The following is a 14,772-nucleotide window of genomic DNA, read 5'->3' as shown; positions in this document are numbered from 1 at the left end:
AACAACCCCATGCACAGTAGCCGCCGATAGATGAATCAATGGGTTGACGGTCGGTGCGCTACTCTGCGGATTTTGCGAATCCGTTTGACTCGTCGGGCAAAACACCTCTAGACGTGTATCATTGCAACCTTGGGGCTGGAACATCTCCGAGTCTGATCGAGCGGAGAGCGTGACCTGTGGGGCATCTGGTGAAACGTGCGGTGATTTTGGCATTGCCGTTGGCGCTCGCGGCATGTTTCGGCAGCGATGGTGACCGCCCGACCGTGATGGGCGGGGCCCAGGCCGGAGGGCCGCAGCCGTTTCCCGACAATTTCCGTAGCGATACACTCGCCTTGATGCGCTCCTATCTCAACAATCCGGTCGGCGTGCGCGAGGCCAGCATGGCCGAGCCGGCGCAGCGCGAGGTTGGCGGCCGCCAGTTCTATGTCAGCTGTTTGCGCTTCACACCACGCGAGACCGACGGCAGCTACAAGGGCACGCGCGAGCGTGCGGTCATCTTCGTCAACGGCCGGGCGGACCGCGTCGTCGACCGCGCCGGCGAGCTCTGCGCCGGTGCGGTTTACGCTCCCTTTCCGGAACTGGAAAAGATGACGCGGTAGGGCAAAGCCCGCCTTCATCGCTTGCTGCTAGGACAGAAGCCACCGGAGCCGCTGGATCACATTTTGGCGAGCTTTGAACGGGGCGGTTTCGCCTTGCGACAGATCGTTACGGCAGGCCTTGCGCCAATGACAAAATTGGTCAGCGCAAGCAGGTGTGACGGAACAAAATCGCGTTGTTGCCACCCCGTCACAGTCACGAACGATCAACGTTCCGGCATCGCTGCGAAGCAACCAAATTCACGCCACGTTGTTTGCTGAGGGTCGATTTTGAAAGAACGGGGATGACAATGAAGACGATTTTGCTGGGCGCTGTCGCTCTGCTTGCGCTGGCCGCGCCGGCCGCAGCGGCCGACATGCAGCCGCGCACCTACACCAAGGCTCCGGCCTATACGCCGCCTCAGGTGATCTACAACTGGACCGGCTTTTACATCGGCGGCCATGTCGGCGGCGCCTTTGCCGGCGACAGCAGCTTCCAGTCCAGCGACGCCCGCTTCCTGGGCGGCGTGCAGGGCGGTTTCGACTATCAGTTCGCGCCGAACTGGGTGGTGGGTATCGAGGCCCAGTACTCCTGGCTGCCGACCAACAACAACGGTGTCACGTTCCCGCTGGGCACGCAGGTGACGTCCAACACCGACCAGCTCGGGTCGGTGACCGGCCGCATCGGCTATACCTGGGGTCCGACGCTGCTCTACGCCAAGGGCGGCTACGCCTGGCGCAATGGCGGCCTCGGCGTCAACGTCGCCGGCGTCGCGCAGCCCTTCACCGCCACCGGTAACAGCAAGGACGGCTACACCGTCGGCGCCGGCCTCGAATACATGTTCGCCCCCAGCTGGTCGGCCAAGGCCGAATACCAGTACTACAACTTTGGCAGCACGACCTTCACCTCCGGCCCGGCCGACATCGTCGGCGTCCGGGGCCGGGAGGACGAGCATACGGTCAAGGTCGGTGTGAACTACCGCTTCGGCTGGGGCGGTCCGGCAGCCTCGCGCTACTGACGCCCGGCAGCGACCACGATCTGACAAAGGCCGGCTCACGCCGGCCTTTCGTTTGCCAGCCCGTTGTTTGCCTGCCTGTTGTTTGCCAGCCTGTTGTTTGCTTTACGTGAACCATCTGGCGCGTCATTTGCAAGCAAATGGTCGGGCGCGCACCTTCTCACGCGCGTCATGGGACTGGCGTAAAGCAAAAATAATTTTTGCCGCTTACGGAACTCGCGCTCCGGAAGGCGTTATATGACAATTACCGGGCTGGTGGGACGACGGACATGCGTATCTTTGTGTCGGCAGTAGTGCTCTCGTGCTTCATCTCCCTGCCGTGCGCTGCACAGACAATCCTCAAATCCGAGCCTCTAATGCTGGCACCCTATGAGGTGGCCTTCGTCAAGGACGCTTCCTGCCCATCCGGCAAGGTGCTGAAGGTGACAGGCGCGATCCGCGGGCTGCACCGCCGCAAGGCCTGCGTGGTGCTGGCCGGCGAGCAGGCCTCGCTGGCGACCGCGACCCCCTGAGATCCCTTCCTGAGATAGCTTCCCGGGACAGCCTGGGCTTCCTGCCGAACCTCAAGAATTCAGCTCGAGCTCCATCCGCGACTGCCGTTCGGCCTCGGCCTTGTTTCTGGCGGGGTCCTCGCCTTGAGCGGCCCGGCAGGGCTTGATCTCGTAGTCATTGTCCAGGACCCGGCGCGGCCCCTGGCGCTCGTCGTCGGCGCTGATGTCCACGACGAGGCCGCTCTGTTGCGCGAGCTTCCAGACATCGGCATCGCTGGGATAGGCCTTGCTGATTTGGGCGTCGTGGCAGAACAGGGCGTAGGGCATGCTTCCCGCTCCTGGAAAACGCTTTAACGGCCTGACGGGCGAGGGGTTCCGGCCGGCTGTTCGATCACGGGGGCGTGATCAGGGCCGCCGGGCCCTGAGTCCTTAACGAGTCCTGAATCCCCAAAAAAAGAAACCTTGGGACTCGTTTGCCGGAATCAGCGGATGTTTCCGGCCATGACGACCGACCTCAAAACCTGCTGCGGGCACATGCTGCTGCCACTGACGCTGGCATTGTTCGGCGCCTGTGCGGCCAATCTCTGGCTGGTGTGGTCCTGGCTGTGAGGCGGAAGCCGCCTCACTTCTCCGCCGGCGGGCGGGGGGAGATGTCGCCGATGGCGGCGCGCAATTTGGTCAGGGTGGACGCGCAATACTCCTCACGCTCGCGTTCGAACCGCTCCTGGTGCTTACGGAAATTGGCGATGCGGGTCTGCATTTCGGAGCGGAAATCGCCGCTCGTCCGTGCAGGCGGGATCACGACGGGCGCGGGCGGCGGGACGGCTTGCGGCGGCTCGATCTCGACCGCGAGGGCCTCGACGGTCAAGGTCTCGACCGTGACGATCCCCACCGGCACAAGCGGTGTAGGCGTCGGAATCTCCGGCGGATGGACGTCATCCTTTTTGCCGGTTACCGATTGGACGAAGGCCATTGTCTGCGCGATCAGTGCGTCGCGCTCCCTGATCCACTTCATGGTCCACCTCTCTTGGAGCTATTCCAGCAAAGCTGGCGGGGGCCGAATCAAGAAGGTGTCCGGTTGGGGATTGCATATTTTTCCCGCTCGCCCGACAGTGAGAGATGGACGCCAAAACAGACCAGTCGGACGAAGCGCAGGGCCTGAGGCTTGTCCGCGCGTTTCTGTCGCTGCCGCCCGACAAGCGGGCGGAGGTGATCGCGTTCGTCGAGGAATTGGCGCGGGCCCAAGGCCGGCCCGAGGCGGGCTCGGAGGCATCACCGACGTGAGCGCTATCGCTCGCGCGGGTTGACGTTGGGCTCGAACGGCGCCCCGACCACCCGGACCGGAGTCGGAGCGGTCACGTCGATCGGCGCGGGTTCGGCGACCTGCGTTGCCGGAGCCGTTCCCAGTGCCAGGTCGAACAGCGCTACGGTGCTCGCCACGGCGACACAGCACAGCGTCACCATTGCCAGCAGAAACATGTTTCGGTTTTCTTCCTTGATCCGCATGGGCGGACAACGACTGAGGCCGGCGACCTGTTCCGGCCGGCCTTGCCTGGATCGTGCCCCGGAAAGGCCGAAGCTTACGTGAAGCTTACGCCGCCACCCAAAATAGTTATTTTTCCGTAAGACTACCCGGCGCATTTGGTATCAAATCTTAACGTCCGCCGGTTCCAATGCACCATGCTGGGATTATGCGTCAGCAGGAATCATTGGGACGGCTGCGATGAGCTTTTTGAACAATCTGAAAATCGTGTGGAAGGTCGCGCTGATCGTGGCCGTGATGGGCTGTGCGATGGTTGCCGTCGCTGGCTTCGGCACGCAAGAACTCTCGGCGACCGTCGACGGTTTTGCCGAGCTCTCCGCCGCGCAATCCTCGGCGCTCAACCTGACGCGGGCCCAGCGCCGTGCCGAGACCTATCATGCCGCGCTCTACGCGGTCTTCACTGAGGCGACGGAGGCGGGCAACGCCGGCCGTCTCAAGACCGCGACGCAGAACCGCGACGAGATCCGTCAATTCCTGGATGCGGCGGAGCAGGACGATCCGGCGCGCGCGAACCAGATCAGGAGCATCGGCGACCAGTTGAAAGCAGCGTTCGCCGGCTGCGATCCGGTGCTGAAGGCCGGCTCGCAGGCGAACAGCACGGAAGAGAATGCCAAGGCTGCCGACCGTGCGCACAAGGAGTGCGATCCGGTGCTGGATGCGGCCCTCGCACGCATCGTCCAGTTCGTGACCGAGACCGCGCAGACGGTCAGCAAGCGCAAGGAAGCCATCAACCGCGACGCCAGGTCGGCGACATGGACCGTGATCGGCGTCAGCGCCGGTGGCCTGGTCCTCGGCATCGCGATCGCGCTGTTCATCGGTCTCAATGCGATGTCCCGGCCGATTGCCCGCCTCAAGCTCGCGATGGAGGGGATCGCCCGCAACGATCTCAAGACCGAGGTGCCCGAGAAGGACCGACGCGACGAGATCGGCGACATGGCCAAGACCGTCGAGGTGTTCAAGACCAACGCGCTCGAGGTCGAACGCCTCAAGGCGGCGCAGGCCGAAGCCGAGACGCAGGCTGCAGCGCAGCGCAAGCGCGACATGGTCAACCTGGCCGACGGCTTCGAGCGCGCGGTCGGCGAGATCATCGAAACCGTCGGATCCGCGTCCACCGAGCTCGAGGCGTCGTCCTCGACGCTGGCCACCACGGCGCAGCGCGCGCAGGAGCTGACCTCGGTCGTTGCGGTCGCGTCGGGCGAAGCCACCGGCAACGTGCAGTCGGTCGCAACCGCCACGGAAGAGCTGTCCTCCTCGGTCAACGAGATCAGCCGGCAGGTGCAGGAGTCCGCGCGCATGGCGGGCGAAGCCGTAACCCAGGCCCGTACCACGACCGAGCGCGTCAGCGAGCTTTCGGTCGCGGCGACGCGCATCGGCGACGTGGTCGAGCTGATCAACACCATCGCCGGCCAGACCAATCTGCTGGCGCTCAACGCCACCATCGAGGCGGCGCGGGCCGGCGAGGCCGGCCGTGGTTTCGCCGTCGTCGCCTCCGAGGTGAAGACGCTGGCCGAGCAGACCGCGAAGGCGACCGGCGAGATCAGCCAGCAGATTTCCGGCATCCAGACTGCGACCCAGGAATCCGTCAACGCGATCCGCGACATCTCCGCGACGATCGAGCGGCTGTCGGAGGTGTCGTCCACCATTGCCGCCGCCGTCGAGGAGCAGGGCGCCGCCACCCAGGAGATCTCGCGCAACGTGCAGCAGGCCGCTCACGGCACCCAGCAGGTCTCCACCAACATCACCGACGTGCAGCGCGGCGCGGCCGAGACCGGCTCGGCGTCCTCGCAGGTGCTCTCGACCGCCAAGATGCTGGCGACCGACAGCAACCGGTTGAAGGACGAAGTCGGAAAATTCCTCCGCACCGTGCGTGCGGCGTAAGTCGGCGCGACGGCATCGGCCCGTCGCACCCTCTATCGCGCCAGCAGGAAACCGAGCGCGAATACCAGCAGCACGGCCGTCATGACGACGGCCGTCACTGCACCGGCGGCGATCCTGGCCTTCTCTTTGGCGGTGGTCGGGCGCATCGGATACGGAGACTACCTCATGTTGAGCTCCGATCCAATCTGTGGTCAGTAACGGTGCGCGCGATGCGCGCGGCCACGATCCATTCCCGAAGGTCGACCCATGAACGAGGATGTCAGCGACGGCTGGGCCGCGTCCGCGGCCGCCTGGATCATCGAGCAGGGGGAAGACGGCGACTATGGCCGCCGCTTCGTGCTGGATGCGCCGATGCGGGCGCGGATCGAAGGGCGCGGCTTTCGCAACGCGCTCGACGTCGGCTGCGGGGAGGGGCGCTTCTGCCGCATCATGCAGCGCGCGGGCATCCGCACCACCGGCATCGATCCGACCGAAGCGCTGCTTGCGCGCGCCAGGGAGCTCGATCCCAGCGGCGACTACCGGGTCGGCCGCGCCGAGACGATGGATTTCGACGCGGAGTTCGATCTGGTTGTCAGCTATCTCAGCCTGATCGACATACCCGATCTTGCTACGGCCATCGCGAAAATAGCGACGGCGATGCGGCCGGGCGGCACGCTGCTGATCGCCAACCTGACCAGCTTCAACACCGCCGGCCCGCCCGAGGGCTGGACGCGTGACCGCGACGGCGCCCTGCGGTTCACCATTGATCACTACATGGATGAACGTGCGACCTGGGTGAGCTGGAGCGGCGTCCGCGTCCAAAACTGGCATCGTCCGCTCAGCACCTACATGACGCTGCTGCTCGATCACGGCCTCCAGTTGCGCCTGTTCGTCGAGCCGCAACCCATCGGCGGTGATCCCGACAGAATCGCCCGTCATCGCCGGGTGCCGTTCTTCCACATCATGGAGTGGCAGAAGCCGGCTTGAGCGAAGAGGCTGGCGATTTCGGACGCGACGCTCCCCCTGTATAGTGGACCCGCGACGGAATCTTGACGCGAGTCCCGCCCGATGATCGCCAAACGTCCACCCGTGCTCGCTCACGAACGCTTCGTCGCCGACCGCGACAGTTTCGCAGGCCTCGATCTCGCCGCGCGGTTCGAGCGGATCGAAAAGACGAACCTGTGGGGTGCCGCCAGCTCGGTCTCGGGCCTCGGCTCGGAGGATCCGGCGACCGCCGCGCTCCGGGAGGCGCTTCCTGCCCTGTTGCAACAGCTCGGCGCGCGGTCGCTGCTCGATGCGCCCTGTGGCGATGCCGGCTGGATCGGCCGCATCAAGCTCGACCTCGACTACACCGGCATCGACATCGTGCCGTCGCTGATCGAGTCCAATCGCCGGCGTGTGGCCGGCGGCGATTTGTCCGGCCGTTTTCTCGTTGCCGACATCACGCGCGATGTGTTGCCGCGCGCCGATGTCATTCTGTGCCGGGATTGTCTGGTTCATTTGAGCTTCGGCAACATCGCCCGCGCCATGGCCCGCTTCCGCGAGAGCGGCGCGCGCTTCCTGCTGGTGACGACATTTCCGGAATGGAATGCAAATCGCGATTGCGAGGATGGCGACTGGCGCGCGCTGAACATGGAGAGGGCGCCTTTCCATTGGCCCTTGCCGCGCGCCCTGATCAACGAGCGATGCGAGGAGGGCGGCGGCGGCTGGCGCGACAAGAGCCTCGCCCTGTGGCGGCTGGACGAGCTGCCCGATCGCGTCGGCATTGCCACGGATGTGTGACAGGCGCGGGCGGAACGTCCATTGCTTCCGGGATCGCTCCAGCGCTACACTTTGGGTTGTGTGCCGCCATCCCCGGGGCGCGGTGACATGTCGGAGCCCACCATGAGAGCAAGTGCCATCCTGGCCGCTTTGTTGATCTGGTTCTCCGCGCCGGCGCTGGCGCAGCAGGATGGCGCCGCGCTCTACGCAGCGCACTGCGCACAATGTCACGATGCCGGCGACGCCCGGAGCCGCGCGCCCGCGCGCTCGGCCATGCAGGCGATGTCGTTCGATCATGTGCTGGGGACGCTGACCTCCGGCAGCATGGCCGCGATGGCGAAGGAGCGCAGCGACGACGAGCGCCGCGCGATTGCGTCCTTCGTCACCGGCAAGGCCGCGATCAACAGCGCGTCCGACGCGCAGGGCCGCTGCACGCAGCAGATCAGCGGCTTTCCGCAACCGCTCGACGGTCCTCACTGGAATGGGTGGGGCGTGGACCTCAACAACAGCCGCTTCCAGCCGGCCGACATGGCGGGCCTGACCGCGGCGCAGGTGCCGAACCTGCGGCTGAAATGGGCCTACGCGTTTCCAGGCGCCTCGGTGTCGTTTGCGCCGCCGACGATCGTCGGGGGCCTGTTGTTCATCGGCGGCACCGACCGCAAGGTCCACGCGCTCGACGCGCGAACCGGCTGCACCCTGTGGACCCTCGCGACCGATGGCGCCGTGCGCGCCGCGATCACCTTTGCACAGCTTCCGGGCTCCGATCAGTTCGCGATCTTCTTCGGTGATTTGCGTGCCAACGCCTATGCCGTGAACGCGCTGACGGGTGCGCTGATCTGGAAGACCAAGGTCGAGGAGCATTCGGCCGCGCGGATCACCGGGGCGCCGGTGCTGCATTCCGGCGTTCTCTACGTGCCGGTGTCATCGCTCGAGGAAGCCGCAGGCTCGCAAGCTTCTTACGAATGCTGCACCTTCCGCGGCAGCGTGGTGGCGCTGGAGGCCGCGACCGGCAAGCTGGCCTGGCAAGCCTATACGATCCCCGAAGTGCCGCATCCGACCGACAAGAATGCCAGGGGTACGCAGCTCTTCGGCCCGTCCGGTGCCGCGATCTGGTCGGCGCCGACGATCGACGCGAAGCGCAGCGCGATCTATGTCGCGACCAGCAATTCCTATTCGAACCCGCCGGCCGCGACCGCCGATGCGGTCCTCGCTTTCGATCTCGGAAGCGGAAAGTTGCTCTGGAAACAGCAGGCCACGCCGAAGGACGCCTTCGTCGTCGCGTGCTTCACCGCAGACAGGACCAATTGCCCTGACGATCACGGGCCCGACCACGATTTCGGCCAGTCGCCGATCCTGGTGACCTTGCGCGACGGCAAGCGCGTGCTTGCTATCGCGCAGAAATCCGGCGTCGTGCACGCGCTCGATCCCGACGACGGCGGCAAGATCCTGTGGCAGACACGGATCGGGAAGGGCGGTGCGCTCGGCGGCAGCGAATGGGGCTCGGCCGCGGACCAGGAGCGCATCTACGTCGCGAACTCCGACGTGCGTTTCCTGCGTGACGGCACCAGACGTCTCGACTCCACGCAAGGGGGCGGCCTGTTCGGCCTCGATCTCGCCAGCGGGACGGTTGTGATGGAGGTGCCGCCGGTCGCCTGTGGCGATCGTCCCCAATGCAGCCCTGCGCTTTCGGCGGCGGTGAGCCTGATCCCCGGCGTCGTGTTCTCCGGCGGCGTCAGCGGTTTCCTGCGCGCCTATGCCACCGACGGCAAGCTGCTCTGGGAGTTCGACACCGCGCAGGATTACAAGGCCGTCAACGGCGTCCCCGCCCATGGCGGCGCGATCGATGGTCCCGGACCGGTCATCGCCGGCGGCATGCTCTACACCAATTCCGGCTATGGCCAATGGAGCGGCGTCGCCGGCAACGTGCTGCTGGCGTTCGAGGCGCGAACGGAGTGAGGCTTCGTCGTCGTTGCGATCCGATCGACAGATCGCATTGCATGCACGGCTTCTCGCGGCGTAGTTCGCGCCAGCTTTGCGGTCTCTTCCCTCCAGGAACAGTGCTCCATCCGGGCGACCAGACCCGTCGACGAACGAGGAGTGAGTTCGATGCTCGACGCCAGATGCAGTTGCGGCGCTGTTGCGCTTTCGCTTCCGGGGCCGTCCCGCCTTGTGGCCGCTTGTCACTGCATCGCGTGCCAGCGGCGAACCGGAGCGCCGTTCGGCGTCGGCGCCTTCTATCCGGTTGCGGTCGTCACGATCTCGGGAACGCCGAAGGAGTATGTTCGTGCGGCCGACAGCGGTAGCAGCGTCCGGTTCTATTTTTGTCGTGACTGCGGGTCGACGCTCTATTGGAAGGCCGACAATCTGCCTGACATGATCGGCGTTGCCGTCGGCACGATCGCGGACCCGAATTTCCCGGCGCCGGTCAGATCGGTTTTCGAGCAGTCGAAACATGGCTGGGTTGAGGTCAACGGCGCCGGCGTCGAGCACTTCCGGCAAAGCAGCGCGCACAAGAATTCGAGCTAAGAGACCGGGCGTCGAGCAATGGTGCCGGCTGAGGGGATTGAACCCCCGACCTTCGGTTTACAAAACCGCTGCTCTACCGCTGAGCTAAGCCGGCCACGCTGGGATGTGGGAAGAGACCGGCACGTGCCGGGGCCGTCCACCCGCGCGTCGCAATATCAGACTTGGTTGGAAAGTGCCAGAACCGGTGCAAGCACTGTCGGAATGAAACAGGCGGCCGTGGGGCCGCCTGAATCGCTTCGCCAGATTGTGGCTTATTGGCAGATGTGCTGGAGGCCGTCCGCGCCCTTATACCAAGTGCCGGGCCGGCAAACGATGCCGTTGCGAGCCGCGTAGGTATCCCAATTGCCATACCAGCCCATTTCGCCACGGTTGTAGGTGCCGTAGCCGCCGGAATTGTCATAGGCGTACGAGTTGCCCCAGCCGCTGAACGGTGCTGCGGCAACGGCTGCTGCGGTGCCGACGGCGGCGCCTGCAACCGCGCCTGCGGTCGCTGCTGGCCAGAAGCCGCTATTCGTTCTGTTCACATCGTTGTAGCGGTTCGGGTTGCGATAGGCTGCCCGCTGATATTGTCGTTGCTGACGGCTGGTGGCGTAAGGGCTGCCGGCGCCAGCGTTCAGGCAATTGGCGCTGGCGAACATGGATTCGCAGGCGGCGGGATTGGTGATGGATGCTTGACCCATTGCAGGGCCTGCGAGCGCGGAGGCAACGATCGAAACCGCGCCGATCAGTTTCAGGCTCGTCATGGCATATCTCCATGTGGTTGGAACGGTTGCTAAGTTCCTCAGTCGCGGAGACGTTCCCATCGTTTCGCGCGAACGAGGTCACATCGCTGTGAGCACGCGGAGGATGTGCAGTTTGTGCCATGCATGCGGCTTGTCGGACGATGGCGGCATCGCGAGCGGGGCCAAGTGTTAACGCTTCGCTAGTGCGCTCGGTGCATTCGAAAGACGACCGATCCTTACGCGTTAGGCTTACCGGAAATTGGTGAAGCGGCCTTAACTCTCTCGGCGGAGCGATCGGTTAGGTTGTAGCCCGGACAATTCGGGATCCTTCCATGCGCGCTCTGGCGCTCGCAGCCTTTCTGATCGGACTGCCCGCGACGGCGCTTGCCGGTGGCGGCTTCGATATCGTCGTTCCCGGCCGCCCGGGCGTGCCCATCATCATCAACAACATCGACGCGTCCTACACCGTGGTCGAGGGTGTCTGGGGCCTCGGGAAAAACATCCAGGTGCAGCCGACGATCTATGGCGGGCGCTATATCGCCGAGCGGCAGCCCGAAGATGTCGGCCATTATTATCCGACGCTGGGCTTGCGGCCCGGCTATGGCCGGCTCGAGGTCGAGCCGCCCGCGAACCGCAGATTGCCCAAGCCCGCCGAGAGCTATCACCAGAGCTGGGGCGCGCAATCGGCGCCGCTGCCGCCGCAGATGGACGTGCCCGTCAATCCGCCGCCGGTGATCTTCGCGCCTGAGATCAACGACCGCCCGCGGCGTCCTCGGCCGCGGCCGCACGCAGAAATACCCGGCAGGCCGCCGGGTTAAGAAACGTCAAAAACCAAAGATACGAAATTCAACAGGAGAGAGTAATGCGTCAGATGATTTCGGGACTGGTCGCGGCGGCGGCCGTGATGTTCGTCGGGGCCGCGCCGGCCGCGGCTTGCGGCTTCAACGGCTGCGCGCCGGTTGCGCCGGTCTATAGCGGCTGCAACACGGGTTGCGGCAGCTGGGGTTATGGCCCGGGTTATGGCGGTTGGGGCTTTGAGCAGCTCGCCGAGCCGGCTACGCAGTACTATTACGTCAACCAGGGGCCGACCTATACCGGCCCGGGCGCGTTCGCGCCGTATCCGACCTATCGTGAGGACGCGGTCGTTGCGCCCGCCAACTACGGTTACGGCTATGGCTATCGTGCCGCCGCGATCGCAGCCCCGGGCGCCTATCCCTATCGCCGCCCCTACTATCGTCCGTATCGCTACGGCTACGGCCCGCGCTACGGCTATCTGCCGCGCACGCACTACGGCTACGGTCCGCGCTACGGCTACCGCCCGGCGCCGTACTATTACGGCGGCCGCCGCGTGCTGCGCCGCTATTACTGATCGCTTGATCGGCTGAGCTGACGAGACGCCCGTCCGCGTGATGCGGACGGGCGTTTTGTTTTGCTAGCGCTTCATCAGCCCGAGGCGGCTTGCGCCGACATAGAGCGAGAGCACGGCGGCGTTGGAGACGTTGAGGCTCTTGATCTCGCCGGGCATGTCGAGCCGCGCCACGACGCTGCAGGTCTCGCGGGTCAATTGCCGCAGGCCCTTGCCTTCCGCGCCAAGCACCAGCGCGAGCGGCTCGCGCAGAGTGACCTCGGAGAGATCCGCGCTGCCTTCACTGTCGAGCCCAACAGTCTGGAAGCCGCGCTCGTTCAGCGCGGTGAGCGCGCGGGCGAGGTTCTGCACCGTCACCATGGGCACCAGCTCCAGCGCGCCGGAGGCGGCCTTGGCGAGCACGCCGGTGGCCTCCGGGCTGTGGCGCGCGGTAGTGACGATCGCCTTCACCGCGAAGGCCGCGGCGGAGCGCAGGATGGCGCCGACATTGTGCGGGTCGGTGATCTGGTCGAGCACCAGCACCATGCCCTCCTGCGCCAGGGTCTCGATGTCGGGCGAGGGCAGGGCATCGGCCTCGGCGAGCAGGCCCTGGTGCACGGCGTCGGGCGAGAGCAGCCGGTCGATCTCCTGGGGACGGACGATCTCGGGCGTGACGCGGGTTTCGATGTTTTCGTCCGCAAGGCGCCTTGCGGCGTTCTCGGTCAGCGTCAGCTTGCGGATCCGTCGCTGCGGATTGGCGAGCGCCATGGTGACGGTGTGCCAGCCATAGAGGATGACAGGCCCGCCGGGGTCCGAATCACGGTCGCGCCAGGCCGGCCGGCCGGCCGATTTCCCGGGCCTGTTGAAGGGCTTAGCCCCGCCGCGCGGGCCCCTCGGGGCGAATTTCTTGTCCTTCATGGGCTCGCTTGTGTCACGGGTGCCGGAATATGGCAATTTGGGTGCGAATGGGGGCCATTTTAGCTGTTCGCCTCGGTTGACTTTGCCCCACCGCTTCGCCCATAAACGCGCCCGGTCGCGCCCCCATCCGGGCTGTCGCGGCCTTCACGTTCCATGGCCGTCTTCGGTCGCCGGCAAGGTCCGGCCCGATTGTGCTGCCGTCGAGCGGGGGAGTGTCCCGAGTGGCAAAGGGAGCTGACTGTAAATCAGCCGCCTCATGGCTTCGCAGGTTCGAGTCCTGCCTCCCCCACCAGCCTTGTTGATCAAGAGTTTAAATCAGACGCGGGATTGGCCCGGCGGTGGGTTGGCTCCCGGACGTACGGTGGCTGAAGGGGCGCTCGCGTAACGGACTTCTTCCAGGCTTGATAAGAATGCTCCGCTTTGGCACCTTGTTGGAGTATTCGGAGAAAAGTCATGTATCGTTCATGCTTCATGGCAATTGCCGCCGTCATCTGCATGAGTGGAGCGTCCGCTGGCGCTCAAGCCAGTCCGTACCCATTCGGAGATGAGCCATATCGGCTCAATTGGTATTCCGATCCAGAGATCGCGAATGGTTGCTGGAAGTGGAATTGGCAGCAATACCAGTGGGACAATTATTGCCCCGTCTACGTCCACCCCAAGGCCTTTATGTATCCTCGGGCGAGACCGGTCGTCGTTCGCACCAAAGGCTAACAAGCGAGGCGAACAGGCGGCGCCCCTGTGGGGCGCCGACCGGGCACGTCACCTAGTAGTTCTCGATTGTGCAGGCGACCTGGCTGTGCTTGCCAAAGTTGAGCAACGCATTGCCACGGAAGCCGTCGACCCAAACGCCGGCGCCGGCATAGCGATATCCGACGCCCATCGGGACCAAGCGCACGTGCACGCCGCCGGAGCGGCCGGTATGCAGCGACGCAGTCACGACCTCGCCTTCGACCGATACGGCTATCGGGCACAGCGGATACTGTCTTCCGTTCTCGCAGGTAAAAACCAACTCCGAGCAACTTCCGATCGCGCCGGGAGAAGCCTTCAAGGCCATGTCCGCAGCGACTGCCCTACCGGGGTCACCAGCCGCTCCCGCTCCGAAAAGGACAACTGCCGTCAGATACCTGAACATCGAATTGCGCATCGCCGCCCCCAGAGAAAATTTTTTAATCACGGGGCCCAAGAGAGCAAAAATCGCAAACAGCGTCAAACCACGGCGTTGCCGCGAGGGTCCTTCAGCCGCCGCTGCGTCGCGACAAGGCCGGGCGCGTCCGACCGCGCAGTCGCCTAGTATATAAGGTCTGTTCAGCGAATTCGCCGCGGTAGCCGCAGGAAGCGTGCCGAGGGGGCGCGAAAGCGCACTTCGCGCAGCGTCTTCATCGGCCTGATTTTGCAGCAACGTAAGAATGCCGCGGCTAGATTTTCTGCTGCGCGCCAGGGCCTGAAACGTTGACCGTGATCTTCTGAATTTCCGTTCGCCCGCCGGCGTATTTGACTTCGATCGTAAGCACATCGTCGCCGACGAAGTCGGGCTGCGATTTGTAGAATGCAACGTAGGCCGGCACTTCCAGCGCGAGACAGGATTTGTAGTTGGTCGCTTTCACCTTGGCCGACTTCACAGTGACTTTCCCGGACGCTGGCGGATTGACCAGGCGGATCGTTGGCAAGGGCCGGATGTGCAGTCGGGCAGTACGTTGAGGTACAGGCCGATTCGCGTGTCCTTGTTGGGGGCGGACTTCACCATTCGCTCGACCGGGATATTTGTGTCCTCAGCCCATACCGGGCCGCCAAATCCGCTCAGCGCAACGATCGTGGCGTAAAATAATACCTTTTTGGCCGCTCGCGAGCCCGCTTTGCCGTTCCAGTCGATACGCCGCAAGGTGTTCATTTCTCGTGCCTTTTTTGGCGTCATTGGCCAAAAATTGATCTATTTACCACGCTCGGCCGAAAACTGCTTGTTAACTAGTTGATTTTGTTGACCCATCGTGCGGTTAACAATAGCTTAATGCCTAAGTTTT

The 14,772-nt window shown here is 64.6% G+C and carries 19 protein-coding genes and 2 tRNA genes; 12 read left to right on the top strand and 9 right to left on the bottom strand.

The window, feature by feature from the left end:
* The first annotated feature begins 203 nt into the window (after window positions 1-203).
* From NLM25_RS28245 to NLM25_RS44165, 3 genes are all read left to right on the top strand, one after another.
* The gene (locus NLM25_RS28245; protein ID WP_254124442.1) at window positions 204-599 is read left to right on the top strand and encodes a hypothetical protein; all 396 of its coding nucleotides are present in this window, start codon (window positions 204-206) and stop codon (window positions 597-599) included.
* A gap of 287 nt (window positions 600-886) precedes the next feature.
* A complete protein-coding gene (locus NLM25_RS28240; RefSeq protein WP_254120678.1) occupies window positions 887-1,594 on the top strand; it encodes an outer membrane protein in 708 nt (235 codons plus the stop codon).
* Between the two features lie 266 nt (window positions 1,595-1,860).
* The gene (locus NLM25_RS44165) at window positions 1,861-2,103 is read left to right on the top strand and encodes a DUF6719 family protein (protein ID WP_038935984.1); all 243 of its coding nucleotides are present in this window, start codon (window positions 1,861-1,863) and stop codon (window positions 2,101-2,103) included.
* Window positions 2,104-2,154: 51 nt separating this feature from the next.
* Here NLM25_RS44165 and NLM25_RS28230 read toward each other — a convergent pair whose 3' ends face one another.
* Both NLM25_RS28230 and NLM25_RS28225 read right to left on the bottom strand, forming a co-directional pair.
* On the bottom strand, window positions 2,155-2,409 hold the full coding sequence (locus tag NLM25_RS28230; protein ID WP_254120676.1) for a hypothetical protein: 255 nt from the start codon (window positions 2,407-2,409) through the stop codon (window positions 2,155-2,157).
* 295 nt (window positions 2,410-2,704) lie between these two features.
* Window positions 2,705-3,097 (bottom strand): hypothetical protein, encoded by a 393-nt coding sequence (locus NLM25_RS28225; RefSeq protein ID WP_254139172.1) that lies wholly within the window; start codon window positions 3,095-3,097, stop codon window positions 2,705-2,707.
* Window positions 3,098-3,201: 104 nt separating this feature from the next.
* Between NLM25_RS28225 and NLM25_RS28220 the strand changes: the two genes are divergently transcribed.
* Entirely contained in the window at window positions 3,202-3,366 is a 165-nt protein-coding gene (locus NLM25_RS28220) for a hypothetical protein (protein ID WP_254139171.1), read from the top strand.
* 3 nt (window positions 3,367-3,369) lie between these two features.
* On the opposite strand, the gene NLM25_RS28215 is transcribed toward NLM25_RS28220, so the two are convergent.
* Window positions 3,370-3,588 (bottom strand): hypothetical protein, encoded by a 219-nt coding sequence (locus NLM25_RS28215; RefSeq protein ID WP_254139170.1) that lies wholly within the window; start codon window positions 3,586-3,588, stop codon window positions 3,370-3,372.
* Between the two features lie 217 nt (window positions 3,589-3,805).
* Here NLM25_RS28215 and NLM25_RS28210 point away from each other — a divergent pair, with 217 nt between their 5' ends.
* The 5 genes from NLM25_RS28210 (at window position 3,806) to NLM25_RS28190 (ending at window position 9,769) form a co-directional block, all read left to right on the top strand.
* The gene (locus tag NLM25_RS28210) at window positions 3,806-5,503 is read left to right on the top strand and encodes a methyl-accepting chemotaxis protein (RefSeq protein ID WP_254139169.1); all 1,698 of its coding nucleotides are present in this window, start codon (window positions 3,806-3,808) and stop codon (window positions 5,501-5,503) included.
* Window positions 5,504-5,749: 246 nt separating this feature from the next.
* Window positions 5,750-6,469, top strand: a complete 720-nt coding sequence (locus NLM25_RS28205) for a bifunctional 2-polyprenyl-6-hydroxyphenol methylase/3-demethylubiquinol 3-O-methyltransferase UbiG (protein WP_254139168.1) — start codon at window positions 5,750-5,752, stop codon at window positions 6,467-6,469.
* Between the two features lie 81 nt (window positions 6,470-6,550).
* Complete coding sequence (locus NLM25_RS28200; protein WP_254139167.1) at window positions 6,551-7,264, top strand: class I SAM-dependent methyltransferase; 714 nt, start codon at window positions 6,551-6,553, stop codon at window positions 7,262-7,264.
* Between the two features lie 102 nt (window positions 7,265-7,366).
* On the top strand, window positions 7,367-9,199 hold the full coding sequence (locus NLM25_RS28195; protein WP_254139166.1) for a PQQ-binding-like beta-propeller repeat protein: 1,833 nt from the start codon (window positions 7,367-7,369) through the stop codon (window positions 9,197-9,199).
* A gap of 150 nt (window positions 9,200-9,349) precedes the next feature.
* Entirely contained in the window at window positions 9,350-9,769 is a 420-nt protein-coding gene (locus tag NLM25_RS28190) for a GFA family protein (protein ID WP_254139165.1), read from the top strand.
* A 19-nt stretch (window positions 9,770-9,788) separates the two neighbouring features.
* On the opposite strand, the gene NLM25_RS28185 is transcribed toward NLM25_RS28190, so the two are convergent.
* Both NLM25_RS28185 and NLM25_RS28180 read right to left on the bottom strand, forming a co-directional pair.
* Window positions 9,789-9,863, bottom strand: a tRNA-Thr gene (locus tag NLM25_RS28185).
* Window positions 9,864-10,020: 157 nt separating this feature from the next.
* Window positions 10,021-10,512: a hypothetical protein gene (locus NLM25_RS28180; RefSeq protein ID WP_254139164.1), complete on the bottom strand. Its 492-nt coding sequence runs from the start codon at window positions 10,510-10,512 to the stop codon at window positions 10,021-10,023.
* A gap of 311 nt (window positions 10,513-10,823) precedes the next feature.
* On the opposite strand from NLM25_RS28180, the gene NLM25_RS28175 reads away from it, so the two are divergent.
* Entirely contained in the window at window positions 10,824-11,309 is a 486-nt protein-coding gene (locus NLM25_RS28175; protein ID WP_254120660.1) for a hypothetical protein, read from the top strand.
* Between the two features lie 44 nt (window positions 11,310-11,353).
* Window positions 11,354-11,860, top strand: coding sequence for a hypothetical protein (locus NLM25_RS28170; protein WP_254120659.1), 507 nt, complete (start codon window positions 11,354-11,356; stop codon window positions 11,858-11,860).
* Between the two features lie 63 nt (window positions 11,861-11,923).
* On the opposite strand, the gene rlmB is transcribed toward NLM25_RS28170, so the two are convergent.
* Window positions 11,924-12,754 (bottom strand): 23S rRNA (guanosine(2251)-2'-O)-methyltransferase RlmB, encoded by an 831-nt coding sequence (gene rlmB, locus NLM25_RS28165; protein WP_254139163.1) that lies wholly within the window; start codon window positions 12,752-12,754, stop codon window positions 11,924-11,926.
* Window positions 12,755-12,960: 206 nt separating this feature from the next.
* Here rlmB and NLM25_RS28160 point away from each other — a divergent pair.
* Window positions 12,961-13,046, top strand: a tRNA-Tyr gene (locus NLM25_RS28160).
* Window positions 13,047-13,517: 471 nt separating this feature from the next.
* On the opposite strand, the gene NLM25_RS28155 is transcribed toward NLM25_RS28160, so the two are convergent.
* The 3 genes from NLM25_RS28155 to NLM25_RS28145 form a co-directional block, all read right to left on the bottom strand.
* Complete coding sequence (locus NLM25_RS28155) at window positions 13,518-13,964, bottom strand: hypothetical protein (RefSeq protein WP_254139162.1); 447 nt, start codon at window positions 13,962-13,964, stop codon at window positions 13,518-13,520.
* A 205-nt stretch (window positions 13,965-14,169) separates the two neighbouring features.
* Entirely contained in the window at window positions 14,170-14,373 is a 204-nt protein-coding gene (locus NLM25_RS28150; RefSeq protein ID WP_254139161.1) for a hypothetical protein, read from the bottom strand.
* A complete protein-coding gene (locus tag NLM25_RS28145; protein WP_254139160.1) occupies window positions 14,370-14,642 on the bottom strand; it encodes a hypothetical protein in 273 nt (90 codons plus the stop codon). The genes NLM25_RS28150 and NLM25_RS28145 overlap by 4 nt, the downstream gene beginning before the upstream one ends.
* Between the last annotated feature and the right edge of the window lie 130 nt (window positions 14,643-14,772).

The sequence above is a fragment of the Bradyrhizobium sp. CCGB01 genome (assembly GCF_024199795.1).
GTDB lineage: Bacteria > Pseudomonadota > Alphaproteobacteria > Rhizobiales > Xanthobacteraceae > Bradyrhizobium.
The sequence above is the reverse complement of the archived record's forward strand: the minus strand, read 5'-3'. Positions and strand labels throughout refer to the sequence as shown.